The organism is Pseudomonas sp. FeN3W (genome assembly GCA_030263805.2).
Lineage (GTDB): Bacteria > Pseudomonadota > Gammaproteobacteria > Pseudomonadales > Pseudomonadaceae > Stutzerimonas > Stutzerimonas stutzeri_G.
Genome location: CP136010.1, coordinates 4,900,878 through 4,915,701, shown reverse-complemented (window position 1 = coordinate 4,915,701; position 14,824 = coordinate 4,900,878). Strand labels below are relative to the sequence as shown.

17 protein-coding genes are annotated in these 14,824 nt (G+C 65.7%); 3 read left to right on the top strand and 14 right to left on the bottom strand.

Annotated elements, in window-relative coordinates; all coding sequences use genetic code 11:
- Positions 1-125: 125 nt before the first annotated feature.
- The 5 genes from P5704_023280 to speE form a co-directional block, all read right to left on the bottom strand.
- Complete coding sequence (locus P5704_023280; protein WOF78878.1) at positions 126-860, bottom strand: proteasome-type protease; 735 nt, start codon at positions 858-860, stop codon at positions 126-128.
- A gap of 93 nt (positions 861-953) precedes the next feature.
- Positions 954-1,748 (bottom strand): transglutaminase family protein, encoded by a 795-nt coding sequence (locus P5704_023275; protein ID WOF78877.1) that lies wholly within the window; start codon positions 1,746-1,748, stop codon positions 954-956.
- On the bottom strand, positions 1,745-2,695 hold the full coding sequence (locus tag P5704_023270) for an alpha-E domain-containing protein (protein ID WOF78876.1): 951 nt from the start codon (positions 2,693-2,695) through the stop codon (positions 1,745-1,747). The genes P5704_023275 and P5704_023270 overlap by 4 nt, the downstream gene beginning before the upstream one ends.
- Positions 2,696-4,108: a circularly permuted type 2 ATP-grasp protein gene (locus tag P5704_023265; protein ID WOF78875.1), complete on the bottom strand. Its 1,413-nt coding sequence runs from the start codon at positions 4,106-4,108 to the stop codon at positions 2,696-2,698.
- A 176-nt stretch (positions 4,109-4,284) separates the two neighbouring features.
- Positions 4,285-5,145: a polyamine aminopropyltransferase gene (gene speE / locus P5704_023260; GenBank protein ID WOF78874.1), complete on the bottom strand. Its 861-nt coding sequence runs from the start codon at positions 5,143-5,145 to the stop codon at positions 4,285-4,287.
- Between the two features lie 188 nt (positions 5,146-5,333).
- On the opposite strand from speE, the gene P5704_023255 reads away from it, so the two are divergent.
- On the top strand, positions 5,334-6,218 hold the full coding sequence (locus tag P5704_023255) for a DNA-3-methyladenine glycosylase (GenBank protein WOF78873.1): 885 nt from the start codon (positions 5,334-5,336) through the stop codon (positions 6,216-6,218).
- Here the strand turns inward: P5704_023255 and P5704_023250 are convergent.
- The 8 genes from P5704_023250 to aroC all read right to left on the bottom strand — a co-directional run bounded on the left by P5704_023250 (position 6,215) and on the right by aroC (position 11,546).
- Positions 6,215-6,775 (bottom strand): histidine phosphatase family protein, encoded by a 561-nt coding sequence (locus tag P5704_023250; GenBank protein WOF78872.1) that lies wholly within the window; start codon positions 6,773-6,775, stop codon positions 6,215-6,217. The genes P5704_023255 and P5704_023250 overlap by 4 nt on opposite strands.
- Before the next feature lie 3 nt (positions 6,776-6,778).
- Positions 6,779-6,970 (bottom strand): PLD nuclease N-terminal domain-containing protein, encoded by a 192-nt coding sequence (locus tag P5704_023245; protein WOF78871.1) that lies wholly within the window; start codon positions 6,968-6,970, stop codon positions 6,779-6,781.
- A 6-nt stretch (positions 6,971-6,976) separates the two neighbouring features.
- Positions 6,977-7,186, bottom strand: coding sequence for a PLDc N-terminal domain-containing protein (locus P5704_023240; protein WOF78870.1), 210 nt, complete (start codon positions 7,184-7,186; stop codon positions 6,977-6,979).
- Between the two features lie 76 nt (positions 7,187-7,262).
- Positions 7,263-7,946, bottom strand: coding sequence for an acireductone synthase (gene mtnC, locus P5704_023235; protein ID WOF78869.1), 684 nt, complete (start codon positions 7,944-7,946; stop codon positions 7,263-7,265).
- Position 7,947: 1 nt separating this feature from the next.
- Positions 7,948-8,493 carry an acireductone dioxygenase gene (locus P5704_023230; protein WOF78868.1) on the bottom strand — a complete coding sequence of 182 codons (546 nt, stop codon included), beginning with the start codon at positions 8,491-8,493 and terminating at the stop codon, positions 7,948-7,950.
- A 53-nt stretch (positions 8,494-8,546) separates the two neighbouring features.
- On the bottom strand, positions 8,547-9,167 hold the full coding sequence (locus P5704_023225; GenBank protein ID WOF78867.1) for a methylthioribulose 1-phosphate dehydratase: 621 nt from the start codon (positions 9,165-9,167) through the stop codon (positions 8,547-8,549).
- Positions 9,164-10,315, bottom strand: coding sequence for an MFS transporter (locus tag P5704_023220; protein WOF78866.1), 1,152 nt, complete (start codon positions 10,313-10,315; stop codon positions 9,164-9,166). The genes P5704_023225 and P5704_023220 overlap by 4 nt, the downstream gene beginning before the upstream one ends.
- Before the next feature lie 139 nt (positions 10,316-10,454).
- The gene (aroC, locus tag P5704_023215; protein ID WOF78865.1) at positions 10,455-11,546 is read right to left on the bottom strand and encodes a chorismate synthase; all 1,092 of its coding nucleotides are present in this window, start codon (positions 11,544-11,546) and stop codon (positions 10,455-10,457) included.
- A gap of 145 nt (positions 11,547-11,691) precedes the next feature.
- Between aroC and P5704_023210 the strand changes: the two genes are divergently transcribed.
- Both P5704_023210 and P5704_023205 read left to right on the top strand, forming a co-directional pair.
- Positions 11,692-12,654, top strand: a complete 963-nt coding sequence (locus P5704_023210; GenBank protein ID WOF78864.1) for an alpha/beta fold hydrolase — start codon at positions 11,692-11,694, stop codon at positions 12,652-12,654.
- An 81-nt stretch (positions 12,655-12,735) separates the two neighbouring features.
- Positions 12,736-13,515, top strand: coding sequence for a hypothetical protein (locus P5704_023205; protein WOF78863.1), 780 nt, complete (start codon positions 12,736-12,738; stop codon positions 13,513-13,515).
- 4 nt (positions 13,516-13,519) lie between these two features.
- Here the strand turns inward: P5704_023205 and P5704_023200 are convergent, their stop codons facing one another.
- On the bottom strand, positions 13,520-14,743 hold the full coding sequence (locus P5704_023200; GenBank protein WOF78862.1) for a carbohydrate porin: 1,224 nt from the start codon (positions 14,741-14,743) through the stop codon (positions 13,520-13,522).
- Between the last annotated feature and the right edge of the window lie 81 nt (positions 14,744-14,824).

The window sequence follows — 14,824 nt, the reverse complement described above, 5'->3', positions numbered from 1 at the left end:
GCGTCGAGGCATCGGCAGACGGGTCACGACTGCGTGAGTGAAACGGCGCGGGCATCCTCCATGCCCACGATGACAAGCTAGCAGGCCGCCAGCCCGGTTGCACGGACAGGCCGCAAGGCGGCCTCTCAATCCAGATAGAACCCCGGTGCGGCCGGCAGTTCAACCAGCATGCGCCGCAGGTTGCTGCACCATTGCTCGCGGATGTCCTCGTAGTAGGCGTCGCCCTCCTCCACCCGGTAGCCGTCGGGCACCTGCAGGCTGTCCTTGCGGTAGACCAGCACGTCCAGCGGCATGCCCACCGAGAGGTTGCTGCGGATGGTCGAGTCGAAGGAGATCAGCGCGCAGCGCAGGGCCTGCTCCAGCGCCGTCGAGTGGCGCAGCGCGCGGTCGAGGATGGGCTTGCCGTACTTGCTCTCGCCGATCTGGAAATAGGGCGTGTCGACCGTCGCGCAGATGAAGTTGCCCTGGGGATAGAGGTTGTACAGCTGCGGTTCCTCGCCCGCGATCTGCCCGCCGACCAGGAACGAGCTGCTCATGTCGATCCCCGAGGCCATGCTCGGCGAGGCGTCGTGCTCGATCACCTCGCGCAGCGTATCGCCCACCAGGCGCGCCGCGGCGAACATCGTCGGCACGTTGTGCAGGTTCGCGCCCTCGCCCAGCAGGCGATGGCGCAGCAGGCTGACCACGGCCTGGGAGGTGGCCAGGTTGCCGGCCGTCTGCAGTACGATCAGCCGCTCGCCGGGGATGCCGAAGCGGTAGAGCTTGCGAAAGGTGGCGATGTGATCGACGCCGGCGTTGGTTCGCGAATCGGAAACGAACACCAGCCCATCGGCCAGGTTCATGGCGACACAGTAGGTCATGGTTCGTGTGGCTCTAGTGGATGAGGAGCTGCCGCAGGCGGCGCGCGGATGGTAACCCAACCGCCGTCCGTCGCAAGCCCGGACGGCACGCGATCATTGCTGGCCCATCTGCATCGGCATGACCTGCACCCGGGCGTGCATCGATTCGCCGCCACCGCCGCGGCGCATGCCGCGCACCGGGCAGGCATCGAGGTAGTCCAGGCCCACCGCCAGCTTCAGGTGGCGGTCCGGCCGCAGCAGCCGGTTGGAGACGTCGAAGCTGTACCACTGCCCGTCGATCCAGGCCTCGACCCAGGCATGGCTGGCCAGGTGGTCGCTGTCGTCGGTCAGCAGGTAGCCGGAGACGTAGCGCGCCGGGATGCCCAGGCTGCGGGCGCAGGCGATGAAGGCATGGCTGTGGTCCTGGCAGACCCCGGCGCCGCCGGCGAAGGCCTGCGCCGCGGTGCTTTCCACCCGGGTCGCGCCGGGGGTATAGAGCATGTGGTCGGCCAGCGCGTGCATCAGTTCGGCCAGGCCGTCGCGTGTGCGCCGGCTGCCGCACTGGCAGCGGGCGAACTCGGCCAGGGGCTCGTCGGCCTGGGTCAACGGGCTGGAACGCAGGAACGGCAAAGGCGAGCCGTCCTCGGCCTCGCATTCGCAGGTTTCGTCGATTTCCACCTGGCCGCGGGCACGGATGACGATCTCGTCGTGCGGTTCGTCCAGGGTCAGCACGTGCAGCACGTTGCCGTAGGGGTCGCGCTGCGCCCGCGCCGGGCGCGGCAGCTCCAGCTCCCAGCTGAACACGCGCTGGCGCTGGCTCTGCTGGGGCGTCAGGCGCAGGTACTGGATGCTCGCGCGCACCTGGTCCTGGTAGCGGTAGCTGGTGTCGTGGCTGATGGATAGCTTCATGCGGCCTCCAGGTAGGCAGAGTGAATGGCGTTGCCCAGCCGGCCGACCTGCTCGACGTAGGCGGTGATCCAGTCGTGCAGGCCGATTTCCAGCACTTCGTCGATGCTGGTGTAGCGCAGGCCCGCCTCCAGCTCGGAGGCCAGGCGCTGCGCCGGGCGGCCGTTGTCCCCCGGCAGGCTGGCGAGGATCAGTTGCAGCTCCACCAGGCAGGCGCGCAGCGAGCGCGGCACGTCGGCGCGCAACAGCAGCAGCTCGGCGACCTTGGCCGTGCGCGGCGAGCCGCGGTAGATCTCGGCGAAGGCCTCGAACGAGGACAGCGCCCGCAGCAGCGCGCTCCACTGGTAGTAGGCGCGCGCCGAGCGGTCGTCGAGGTTCTCGCTTTCCTCGCCGAGCAGCTCGTGGCGGGCGTCGAGCAGGCGCAGGGTGTTGTCGGCGCGTTCGATGAAGGTGCCCAGGCGGATGAAGCGGTAGGCGTCGCTGCGCATGATGGTGCCGACGGTGGCGCCGCGGAACAGGTGCGAACGCTCCTTGACCCATTCGCAGAAACGGCTGATGCCATAGCGCCCCAGGCCCTGCTCGGCGATGCCGCGCATCTCCAGCCAGGCGGCGTTGATGTTCTCCCACATGTCCGAGGTGATGCGCCCGCGCACCGCGTGGGCGTTGCTGCGCGCCAGGCGCAGGCAGTTGAACAGGCTGGCCGGGTTGCCTTCGTCGAGGGCGAAGAAATGCAGCATGCGCTCGGCGTTGAGCTGGCCATGGCACACCAGGTAATCGTCCAGCGTGCCGGTGATCAGCAGCGGCATGGCCAGTTCGTCGAGGCCGTCGCCACGGCCGTCCTGCGGCATCAGCGACAGCGAATAGCTGACGTCCAGCATGCGTGCCATGTTCTCGGCGCGCTCCAGGTAGCGGGACATCCAGTACAGATCGGCCGCGGTTCTACTCAGCATTCAGCAATCCTCCACGATCCAGGTGTCCTTGGTGCCGCCGCCCTGCGACGAGTTGACCACCAGCGAGCCCTCGCGCAGCGCCACGCGGGTCAGCCCGCCGGGCATCAGGCGGGTTTCCCGGCCGCTGAGCACGAACGGCCGCAGGTCGATATGGCGCGGGGCGATGCCGTTCTCGACGAAGGTCGGGCAGGTCGACAGGCTCAGGGTCGGCTGGGCGATATAGGCGCCGGGATTGGCCTTCAGCCGCGCGCGGAAGGCCTCGATCTCCTTCGCGCTGGCCGCCGGGCCGACCAGCATGCCGTAGCCGCCGGAGCCCTGGGTTTCCTTGACCACCAGCTGCGGCAGGTGCGCCAGCACGTGGGACAGTTCCTCCGGCTTGCGGCATTGCCAGGTTGGCACGTTGGCGAGGACCGGCTCCTCGTCCAGGTAGAAGCGGATCATGTCCGGCACGAACGGATAGATCGACTTGTCGTCGGCCACGCCGGTGCCGATGGCATTGGCCAGCACCAGGTTGCCCGCCCGGTAGGCCGACAGCAGGCCGGGTACGCCCAGCGCCGACTCCGGGTTGAACGCCAGCGGGTCGAGGAAGGCGTCGTCGAGCCGGCGGTAGATCACGTCGACCTGGCGCGCGCCGGCGGTGGTGCGCATGTAGACGCGCTCGTCGCGCACGAACAGGTCCGCGCCCTCGACCAGTTCCACGCCCATTTCGCGGGCGAGAAAGGCGTGCTCGAAGAAGGCGCTGTTGAAACGTCCCGGCGTCATCACCACCACGCAGGGATTGTCCAGCGGGCTGGAATGCTTGAGCGTTTCCAGCAACAGGTTGGGATAGTGATTGATCGGCGCGATGCGCTGCGCGGCGAACAGCTCGGGGAACAGCCGCATCATCATCTTGCGGTCCTCGAGCATGTAGCTGACGCCGCTGGGCGTGCGCAGGTTGTCCTCGAGCACGTAGTAGGTGCCATCGCCATCGCGCACCAGGTCGACCCCGGCGATGTGCGCATAGGTATCGCGGTGCAGGTCCAGCCCCTGCATCGCCGGCTGGTAGCCTTCGTTGGTCAGCACCCGCTCCGGCGGGATGACGCCGGCCTTGAGGATGCGCTGCCCGTGGTAGAGATCGGCGAGGAACAGGTTGAGCGCCTGTACCCGCTGGATGCAGCCGCGTTCCACCATCCGCCATTCGCTCATCGGGATGGCGCGCGGGATGGTGTCGAAGGGAATCAGCCGTTCGGTGCCCTGCTCGTCGCCGTACAGGGTGAAGGTGATGCCGGCGCGGTGGAACAGCAGATCCGCCTCGCGCCGACGTTGCGCCAGCACGTCGGATGGCGTATCGGAAAGCCAAGCCGAAAAGGCCCGGTAGTGCGGGCGGCATGCGCCGTGCGCGTCGTGCATCTCATCGTAGAAAACGCGGTCCATGCGGAGCCCTCGGACAGAAACCTGCCCAACGACAGTGCAAAGCTCGCGCCACGCCGGATAACCCTTGTAGAACAAGGCGTTGGAGATGAAACGAAAGCGGCCCGCACCGTTTCCGGGCGGGCCGCGAGGCCTGGTTCGTCTGAATGCCCCGTTATGAGACAGCCATCACAGGCGGATCAGTCGTTGCTGGGCTTGGCGATCGCATGCAACACGTATTGCGGCAGTGCGAAGGCGCCAAGGTGCACATGCGGGTTGTAATACCGAGTAACGATGCCGCTGCCGGCGAAGCGCTGCATCAGGGTTTCCAGCGGCAGCTTGCGGCTCTCCACGCTGCACGCGCCCCAGGCGAAGGACATGGCACCACCGATATAGGTCGGCACAGCCGCCTGGTAGAAATGCCAGTCGGCGAACAGCCCCTGCATGCGTCTGGCAGTGGTCTGCAGTTCGCCCAGTTGCATGAACGGCGTACCGTTCTGCGCGACGAGGATCCCGCCTTCATTCAGACAGCGGCGACAGGCCTGGTAGAAGTTCTCAGAGAACAACACTTCACCCGGGCCGATGGGATCGGTGGAGTCGGAGATGATGACGTCGAACTTCTCTTCAGTGGTCGCCACGAAGCGCATGCCGTCGTCGATCACCAGATTCAGCCGCGGATCCTCGAAGGTGCCGGCGGAATGGTTCGGCAGGAACTCCCTGCACATTTCCACCACCGTGGCATCGATCTCGACCATGGTGATGCTCTCGATATCGCGGTGGCGCGCCACTTCACGAAGGATGCCGCCGTCGCCGCCACCGATGATCAGCACGCGACGCGCCAGTCCATGGGCCAGGATCGGTACGTGGGCAAGCATTTCGTGGTAGATGAATTCGTCGGCTTCGCTGGTCTGGACCACGCCGTCCAGGGCCATGACCCGGCCCATGCGCGGGTTCTCGAAGATCACCAGATGCTGATGCGCGGTGCGCACCTCGTGCAGCAGCTTGTCGACCTGGAACCGCTGCCCGTATCCCTCGTAGAGAGTTTCCTGAAAGTCGCTCATGGGGTATCTCCCTTGACCGGCGACGAAGCAGCGCTCCGCCGCATGATGGCAATCTGGCTTGACGGGCGATGCAGCCTGCCCACCGAAAAGAGGCGCATTCTACGTTGGCCAAGATGACAGCGGAAACCGCAGGCAGCAAAAGCACACTTCGGGACGACAAGGCCATCGGGAGATCCTAGAGTCGGGTCATGAGCGAAATCATCCAATTGCCCTACCTCGAACCCTGGGAATGGCAGCAGTTTCACCACCACTTCGCCCTGCGTCTGTTACCCGGCGTGGAACTGCTGGACACTGACGGCTACTCGCGCACGCTGCGCGTTGGCGAAGCCAGCGGCTGGCTCCGCGTGCGCGCGCAGGCCGACCGCCCGGCGCTCGAACTGATGCTCAGCGACTCTTTGCAACATGCCACCCAGCCACTCGTCGGACAGGTTCGCAAGATGTTCGATCTGGATGCCGATCCGCAGGCCATCGCCACGCATTTCGCTAGCGATCCCGCACTCGGGCCGCTGATCGCCGCGCACCCCGGCCTGCGCCTGCCGGCCGCCTACGACCCGTTCGAACAGGCGGTGCGGGCGGTGGTCGGCCAGCAGGTCACGGTCAAGGCGGCGGTGACCATTACGCGGCGCCTGGTGGAACGCCTCGGCGAGACGCTGCGGGACGCCCCGCCGGGGCTGGAGCGGCTCTTCCCTAGCGCACAGGCCATCGCCGATGACCCGCTGGAGAACATCGGCATGCCATCCAAGCGAGCCCAGGCGCTGCGCCGCCTCGCGACCGCGGTGGCCGAAGGCGCGCTGCTGCTGCACGTGGAAGATGGTGCCGATGCGCTGGTGCGACGACTCTGCGAATTGCCGGGGATAGGTCCCTGGACAGCCGAATACATCGCGCTACGGGGCTTCGGCGTCGCGGACGCCTTTCCCGCTGCCGATCTGGGATTACTGAAAGCGCCACTGTGGGGTGCAGACGGCATCAGCGCCAAGGCGCTGGCCGAACGCGCCGAACCCTGGCGTCCGTGGCGCGCCTATGCGGCCATCCATATCTGGGACAACTATTCCAAAACGGCCAAGGGTGGCTAAGGCGGCGCGATGCGCGTTAGCACCCTGGGCGGACTCGTTAGCGGGCGCTCCAGAATCAATCCCTCGCCCGACTGCGGGAAGATGCCCGTCAGTGCGGTGATGTTGACCTGGTGAGTGACCAGCACCGCTATCTCACCGACCGGCAATTGCTCGACGGCCTCGCGCAAGGCGTCGGTATGCCACTGCTCGTTTGCCGGCGATGTGAAAAACGAATCCAGCGCAGGCAGTGGCTCCACCGGGCCCAGCGCCATGTGCTCGGCGGTCTCCAGCGCGCGGCACCAGCGACTGCTGAACAAGCGCACTTCATTCAGCCCCGCTTCGCGCAGCCGCGCGCCCCAGCGCCGGGCCTCATCCCGGCCGCGCTGATTCAGATTTCGCTGGGTTTTGCAGTCTTCGAGAACGAAGCCTTCGGGATCACCGAAGCCAGGCGCGCTGGCGTGACGCATGACAAGTACCGCCCGCCCCTCGCGCAATGCCTGCCAGGCCACCGCGTCGTCAGCCAGGAGCGGCTCAACAGCAAAGGCCAGCAGACCGATCAGCAGGCCGCAGCGCCACATGTGTCACAACCGCGCCTTGCCGAACGGCCCGGCCGCTACCGCCCACATGATCAGACCGACCACGGGCAGCAGCAGGATCACACATGACCAGACAACCTTGCGCCCGACCTCGATGCGACTGCGCCAGACATAAGCGATGGCGAGGATGTCGAGCACGAGCACCGCGATGGCCAGCGGGCCGCTGAGGCTTTCCATCGACGGCTACCGATGTGGCCCGCGCGCGTCGGGACGATTGCCGCGCGGCCCCATGATTCCCCAGATGATCAAGCCGAGCACTGGCAGCAGAACGATCAGAAGCACCCAGAGCACCTTCTTGCCGCCGGTGCTGTCGCTGCGAACAATGCTGATGATCGCCCAGATATCCAGTATCAGGATGAGCAGGCCGAAAATACCGCCGAAGGCATCTCCCATGGGTTCGCTCCTGTTTGGGTGAGTACCTAAACTAGGATGCCAGCGCGGCGGCAGGGTTCAGTAATCGCCTGGCGGCTCAGTAACGCCGCGGGTCGATCTGCGCAAAGCTGGCGACGGTTTCATGCTCACCGAGCGCACCGCCATCGCGGCCCAGCCCGCAGACGTGCATGCCGGCCTGCTGCGCGGCATCGAGTTCTTCGACCACGTCGGAGAGGAACAGCACCTCGGCGGCCGGCACGCCGATGGCTTCGGCGATGCGCTGGTAGGAGGCCACCTCGCGCTTGTGCCCGCTGGTGGTATCGAAATAACCGGAGAACAGCGGCGTCAGGTCGCCGGCCTCGGAACAGCCGAAGATCAGCTGCTGCGCCTGGATCGAGCCGGAGGAATACACATACAGCGTATAACCCTGCGCCTTCCACTCCCGTAGCGCGGCTACTGCGTCCGGGTAGACGTGGCCCTTGAGCTGACCGGCTCGATAGCCCTGGGCCCAGATCATGCCTTGCAGCGCCTTGAGCGAGGTAGCCTTGCGATCACTGGCGATCCAGCCGAGCAGTATCTCGATGACGCGCTCGATATCCGCATCGGCCTCACCGCTTTCGCTACGCACCGCCTCGAGCTGCGCGGCGACCGCAGGCTCGTCGGCGTGGCTGCGGATGTAAGCCGGCAAATGCTCGCGGGCATAGGGGAACAGCACGTCGAAGACGAAGGCGACGGCGCTGGTGGTGCCTTCGATGTCGGTGAGGATCGCCTTGATCGGCATCTCAGTCGTCCAGCCGCGGGAACTGATCGGCGATGCTTTCGCCAGTGAATTCCGCGACCCAGCCGTCCGGATTGTTGAACAGGCGGATGGCGACGAAGTGCGGCTCTTCGCCCATGTCGAACCAGTGGCGCGTGCCGGCGGGCACGGAGATCAGGTCGTTCTTTTCGCACAATACGGCGTAGACCATGTCGTCGATATGCAGGGTAAACAGCCCGCGCCCGGCAACGAAGAAGCGCACTTCGTCCTCGGCGTGGCGATGCTCATCAAGAAACTTCGCGCGCAGCTCGTCCTTCTGCGGGTGATCGCGGGTCAGGCTGATCACATCCACCGTGACGTAGCCACGCTCGGTCATCAGCTTGTCGATCTGCGGCCGATAGGCGGCGATCACCTCTTCCTGGCTGGCTCCGGCGGCGATTGGTGCGCTGGCCTCCCAGCGCTCCAGCTGCACACCGACCTTGGCCAGCGTCGGGGCGATGTCTTCGAGGTGGGTCAGCACCTTGAGCGGTTGGTCGGGGCGGGACTCGTGATAGACGCTGAGGACACTCATGTTCGGCTCTCCGAAAAGGTCGTCTGACCGGTCGCTACCGGGCAGGCTGGAATTTATCTGGGCTGCAGGGCACGCATCTTCAGGTCGCATTCGAACAGAAATTCGAACGCCTCGATCTGCCGCAGCGCATCGCTCATCGCCTCGCCCCAGGTGTACAGGCCGTGACCGCGAATCAGGTAGCCGACGCAATCGGGATGCTCGTCGAGCCACGGCTGCACCCTGGCGGCCAGGGCGGCGATGTCCTGATCGTTGTCGAAGATCGGCACCAGCACCTGCGATTCATGGCTGGAGATACCGCTGAAGGCCTTTTGCAGCTCGTAATCGGCGAACACCAGCGAATCGGCCAGGGCGACGCGGGACAGCACCGTGGCATTGACCGAATGGGTGTGCAGCACCGCGCCGATCTCCGGCTTCCAGCGATACAGCTGGGTATGCAGCAGCGTTTCCGCCGACGGCCTCTTGCCCTCTTCCAGGCTGTTGCCGTGCATGTCCACTGCCAGCAGGTCATCGGCAGTCAGCGCGCCCTTGTGCCGGCCGGAAACGGTCAGCAGCAGTTCGGCGCTGGTCAGGCGCGCCGAGTAGTTGCTACTGGTCGCCGGCGACCAGCCACGGCCATACAAGAAGCGGCCGGCGTCGATGATCGCCTGGCTCAGGTGCTGACGTGTGGCAGTCATGCGCGATCCTCCTGCAAACGGAAGGCAATGATAGCGGCTGCGGCCAGCGCCGCCAGACTGGCGATGGCGAACGACCAGGCCGGCCCCAGGCCGGACCAGGCATAGCCGGCGTAGAGTGCACCCAGCGCTCCACCGATGCCGGACAGGCTGGCATACAGCGCCTGACCCTGGCCCTGCTGGCGGTGGCCGAAACTGCGCTGGACGAAGTGGATGGCGGCCACATGGAAACTGCCGAAGGTCGCCGCGTGCATCAGCTGCGCGATCAGCAGCACGGCGAGGTGCTCGGCGAACTGCCCGAGCAATACCCAGCGCAGCGCGGCAATCAGGAAGCTGGCCAGCAGCACCTGACGCAGCGAGAAACGCTCGAGCAAACGCGCCATCACCAGGAACAGCAGGATTTCCGCGACCACGCCCAGCGCCCACATCAGCCCGATAAAGCTGCGGCTGTAGCCCAGTGCTTCCAGGTGAATGCTGAAGAAGGTGTAGTACGGCCCATGGGCCAGCTGCATCAACGCCACGCAGCCGTAGAAGGCCAGTACGCCAGGTCGGTGCAGTTGGGTGAGGAACCCGCCCTGCCCGGCCGTCTCGGCGCGTTGCCGCGGCTGAGCGTTGGGCACCCAGACGCTGCTCAGCACGATGCCGACCATCACGAAGGCCACTGCAGTCGGGTAAAGATCGAGGCTCAGCTGCTGGAACAGCAGCCCGAGCCCCACCACCGCGAAGATGAAACCGATGCTGCCCCACAGCCTGACCTGACTGTAGCGCTCGGTCTGCTCGTGCAGATGCGCCAGGGTGATGACTTCGAACTGCGGCAACACCGCGTGCCAGAAGAACGCATGCAACGCCATCACCAGCGCCAGCCAGGCAAAGCTCTTGTCGAAGAAGATCAGCCCGAAGGAGAGCAAGGTGCACAGCGCACCGAGACGGACGATTTCCAGCCGGCGACCGGTTGCATCGCCCAACCAGCCCCAGAGGTTCGGCGCCACGCAGCGCATCAGCATGGGAATGGCGATCAGCTCGCCGATCCGCTCCGGAGAGAAACCCAGATGATCGAAGTACAGGCCGAGAAACGGCGCGGTCGCCCCCAGCAGGGCGAAATAGAAGAAGTAGAAGCCGGAGAGGCGCCAGTATGGCAAAGAAACAGTCATAAGCTACAAGCAGAAGCATCTGGTAGGTTGGGTTGAGCGCAGCGAAGCCCAACGTTCCCGGATCAGCCATTAAGCAGGCCGAACCCTTGCTCGTTGGGCTTCGTCGCTGCGCTCCTCAACCCAACCTACGACTTCAAGCTCATCGTTGCCCCAACACCGGCGTGCTCACGCGTACGTCGGCATTCTGCGCGCGGTGGCGCAGCAGGTGGTCGAGCAGCACGATGGCCATCATCGCCTCGGCGATCGGCGTGGCGCGGATACCGACGCAGGGGTCATGGCGCCCCTTGGTGATGACCTCGACCGGCGCGCCATTCACATCGATCGACTGCCCTGGCGTGGTGATGCTGGACGTAGCCTTGAGCGCCAGGTGGGCAATGATCGGCTGTCCCGAGGAGATGCCACCGAGAATGCCGCCGGCATTGTTGGAGAGGAACCCCTGCGGCGTCAGCTCGTCACGGTGTTCGGTGCCGCGCTGGGCCACCGAGGCGAAACCGGCACCGATTTCCACGCCCTTGACCGCATTGATGCTCATCAGCGCGTGGGCCAGCTCGGCGTCCAGACGGTCGAAGATCGGCTCGCCAAGGCCCGGCGGTACGCCATCGGCAACCACGGTGATCTTCGCGCCCACCGAATCCTGGTCGCGGCGCAGCTGATCCATGTAGGCCTCGAGTTCCGGCACCTTGTCCGGGTCGGGGCTGAAGAAGGCGTTCTGCTCGACGCTGTCCCAGGTCTTGAACGGGATCTCGATCGGCCCGAGCTGGCTCATGTAGCCACGCACCTGGATGCCCAGGGTCGCCAGATATTTCTTGGCGATGGCACCGGCGGCGACGCGCATGGCGGTCTCACGCGCCGAGGAACGGCCACCGCCGCGGTAGTCGCGCAGGCCGTACTTGTGGTGGTAGCTGTAGTCGGCGTGAGCCGGACGGAACAGGTCCTTGATCGCCGAGTAGTCCTTGGACTTCTGGTCGGTGTTGCGGATCAGCAGGCCGATCGGGCAACCGGTGGTCCTGCCTTCGAACACGCCGGAGAGGATTTCCACCTCGTCGGCTTCCTGGCGCTGCGTGGTGTGCCGGCTGGTGCCCGGCTTGCGACGGTCGAGGTCGCGCTGCAGATCGTCCAGCGACAGCTCCAGCCCGGGCGGACAGCCGTCGACGATGGCCACCAGCGCAGGACCATGGCTTTCGCCGGCAGTGGTGACGGTGAACAGCTTGCCGTAGGTATTGCCGGACATGCAGGACGCTCCGCGATCGACCGAAAAACAGGGGCCGGAAGTATACCTGAGGCCGCTACGCTGTCATCGCTCCTGTTGCCGGCGCATACTGACCTTTGCGTCGATTGCCGCGTCCAACCTGCTCCGTGACCAACGAAATCCTTCCATGCGTGCCCTGCTGATACTGCTGCTACTGACCATGTCCCCTTCTTTCCTGCAGGCGCAGACCCTGCTCAATCAGACCCTGAACCTGGACACCGGCAGTGGCGTGCTGCAGGGCAGTCTGTTGCTGCCCAAAAGCGACCAGCCGGTACCGGTAGCGCTGCTGATCGCAGGTTCCGGCCCGACCGACCGCAACGGCAACAACCCGGCCGGACGCAACGACAGCCTCAAGCGCCTGGCCCAGGGCCTGGCCAAACTGGGCGTGGCCAGCCTGCGCTACGACAAGCGCGGCGTCGGCGCCAGCCTGGCGGCCGCAGCGGACGAGCGCGACCTCAGCGTCGAGGCCTATGTCAGCGATGCGCAGGCCTGGAGCACGAAGCTCAAGGATGACCCCCGTTTCAGCCAGCTGATCCTCGTTGGCCACAGCGAAGGCGCGCTGATCGCCAGTCTCGCCGCGCCGAAGTCGGACGCCGCGGCGCTGATCAGCATCGCCGGCAGCGGCCGGCCGATCGACGAGGTGCTGCGCGAGCAACTGCAGGGGCGCCTGCCGCCGGCACTGCTCGCCACCAGTCATTTTCTGATCGATGAGCTCAAGGCCGGCCAAACCCACGCCGAAGTGCCGGAGCCGTTGCAGGTGCTGTTCCGCCCCAGCGTGCAGCCGTACCTGATTTCACTGTTCGCCTACGACCCCGCCGAGGCCTTCGCAGCCGTCGAGACTCCCGCACTGATCATCCAGGGCCGCCACGACATCCAGGTCGGCATCGAGGACGCCGAAGCCCTGCAGCGTGCCAAGCCCGACGCCGAGCTGGCGCTGATCGATGGCATGAACCATGTGCTGCGCATCGTGCCGGCGGATGCGCGACAGCTGGCCTCCTATGACGACCCCGATCTGCCGCTCGCCTGGGGCTTGCAGGAGCGTATCCGGCACTTTCTGCAGGCCAATGGCATCCTGCCAGCCTCCAGTTAGGCGCCGCGCTGCCGATAGCCCGCTTGACGAGGGCCCGATCGGCTCCTGAACGAGCCGCCGCGCAGGCCCAGGAACGCGCAGATGACCGACAGCGAAACCACCCAGAGCACTGAAAAAGACCAGCCGGCAGTAGCGAAGCATCCGTGGGCAGAGCTCAAGCCCGACCGTTTCCGCCTGCTGCGCCTGGCGCAACAGCCCACTGAGCGCGACGGCGGCGCGCGCCCGCTGCGTTTCGTCGAACTTGCGCAACTGGAACGGCATACCCCGGAGCAGAGCCTGCTGCGAATGTTCATCAACATTCCCGGCCAGGTGCGCTCGCGCAAGAACAACGTGCTGGAGGTCTGGGCGGACCACCGCAGCAAGGAGCTACGCCTCGGGCCGGATTCGGGCCTGCGGCTGGAGCCAAGCAATCGCGGACTTGGCCGCTTTCTGTTGGCGCAGGGCGCGGCATGGGCCCAACGGCGTTGGGGCCATTATCTGGTCGAGGGCGGATCGCTGCCCAAGGACGTGTCGAGCGACGACCAGCGCTTGCGCCGTGACCATTGCCTGCGCACCCAGGGCTTCGACATCGACTACCCGAAGGATCAGGCGGCCAAGCCAACCTATGGCGCACCGAGGGTCAGCGCCCTGCGAGCGGACTGGAACAGCGAGAAGGTGCAGGTGGTGGAACTGCAGGAGGCGGCGGCGATGCTGGAACAGGCCGACCGCAACCTGCAGGCGCAGGAAAACCAGATCCGCGACCTGCAGGAGCGCATCGCCCGCTTCCGCCGTGAGGACGGTGCGCTGCGCTTCACCATCGTCTGTTTGATTGCGCTGGCGCTGTTCCAGGCCGGCCTGCTGATCTGGATGGCGACGCGCTAGCCGGTCACCACCAATGTTCGACCTGCACGCCGAAGTTCAAACCATGGCGGGCATTGCCGAACGCACCGGTGTCCGACAGCGCCGTGCCTTCGGCCATCAGGTTGGCCGCACGCTGCGCCGCCTCGTTCCAGCTGGCATAGGTGTAGTACAGACGGAACTCCGGCCGCGCCCAGAAGCCAGGGCCAGCGGGTGACCAGGTCGGCGCGATGGTGAACTTCGTCAGTTTGCGCGTGCCGTCGGTGGCGTCGATCTGGTCGTGGCCGACCTCGGCGACGAGCTTGAACTGCTCGCTGAACGCATAGACCGGGCGGGCCCCCACCGACCACCAGTCCTGATCGCCGCCGTCGGCGCGCTTGTCCTTCTGATAGACCAGCTGGGCCTGGCCGCCGAAGCGCGGCGTCACCTGCCAGTCGAAGTACTCCACCACCCGCCAGCTCTTGGCGCTGTCATCCAGGGTCACGTCGCCGGTGTAGCCGAGGCCGGTGCCCGGCCCTTCGCCGTACTGCAGCGCCAGGGTGTTCTTGCCGCCGAGAAAGTCGGACTGCACGTGCTGCACCGTCACCGCCCAACCGCTGTTGGCGTCATCGCGACTGGGTTTGTCGAGATAGCTCAGGCCGAGCTCCAGCTCACCGCCCGGGTTGCTGTCGAAGCCACCGACGTTGAAGTCATGGCGGGTGACGTAGTCCTTCTGGAACACGTTGTCCTTGCGCGAGAAGGCGTAGCTGTACTTCAGCCCGCCGATCTCGATGTCCTCGACACCGGCGCCGGTGGCGCTCTGGTTCCAGTAGTAGAAGTCGGAGATGTGGATGTCGTTACGCTTGTAGAAACGGCGGCCCGCCCACAGCGAGCCGTTATTCAGCGCCGGCACCTTGCTCCATTCGGCATAGGCCTGGACCATTCGCGCCCAACCGTGGTCGCCGGTGAATTCCGGGGTGTGGTTGTACTGGTTGTACAGCGCTGCCATGCCTTCCAGGCTCAGTACCGAGCCATCGGCGAAGGTGTAGAGGTCCTGGCGCAGGTCGAGCTCGGCGTATTGCTCGCACTCGTTACCCAGGCGGTACTTGCTCGGCGCACCGGGCAATTGGAAGCAGGACTGCGAATCGCTGTTGACCGATTCGCCGACCCCGCTGCGCATGTAACCGGTGAACTCCAGGGCATGGGCGCCGAGAGGCAGGCTCAGACCCGCAATGGCGCTGGCAACGCCCAGGGCTGTCAGTGTTTTGTTCATATCCACTCCGCTTTTGTTGTTATTGATCGCTGGATCGAGCCGAGACGGCTCTGTTCATTCCTGTAACCATCCACTTTCATC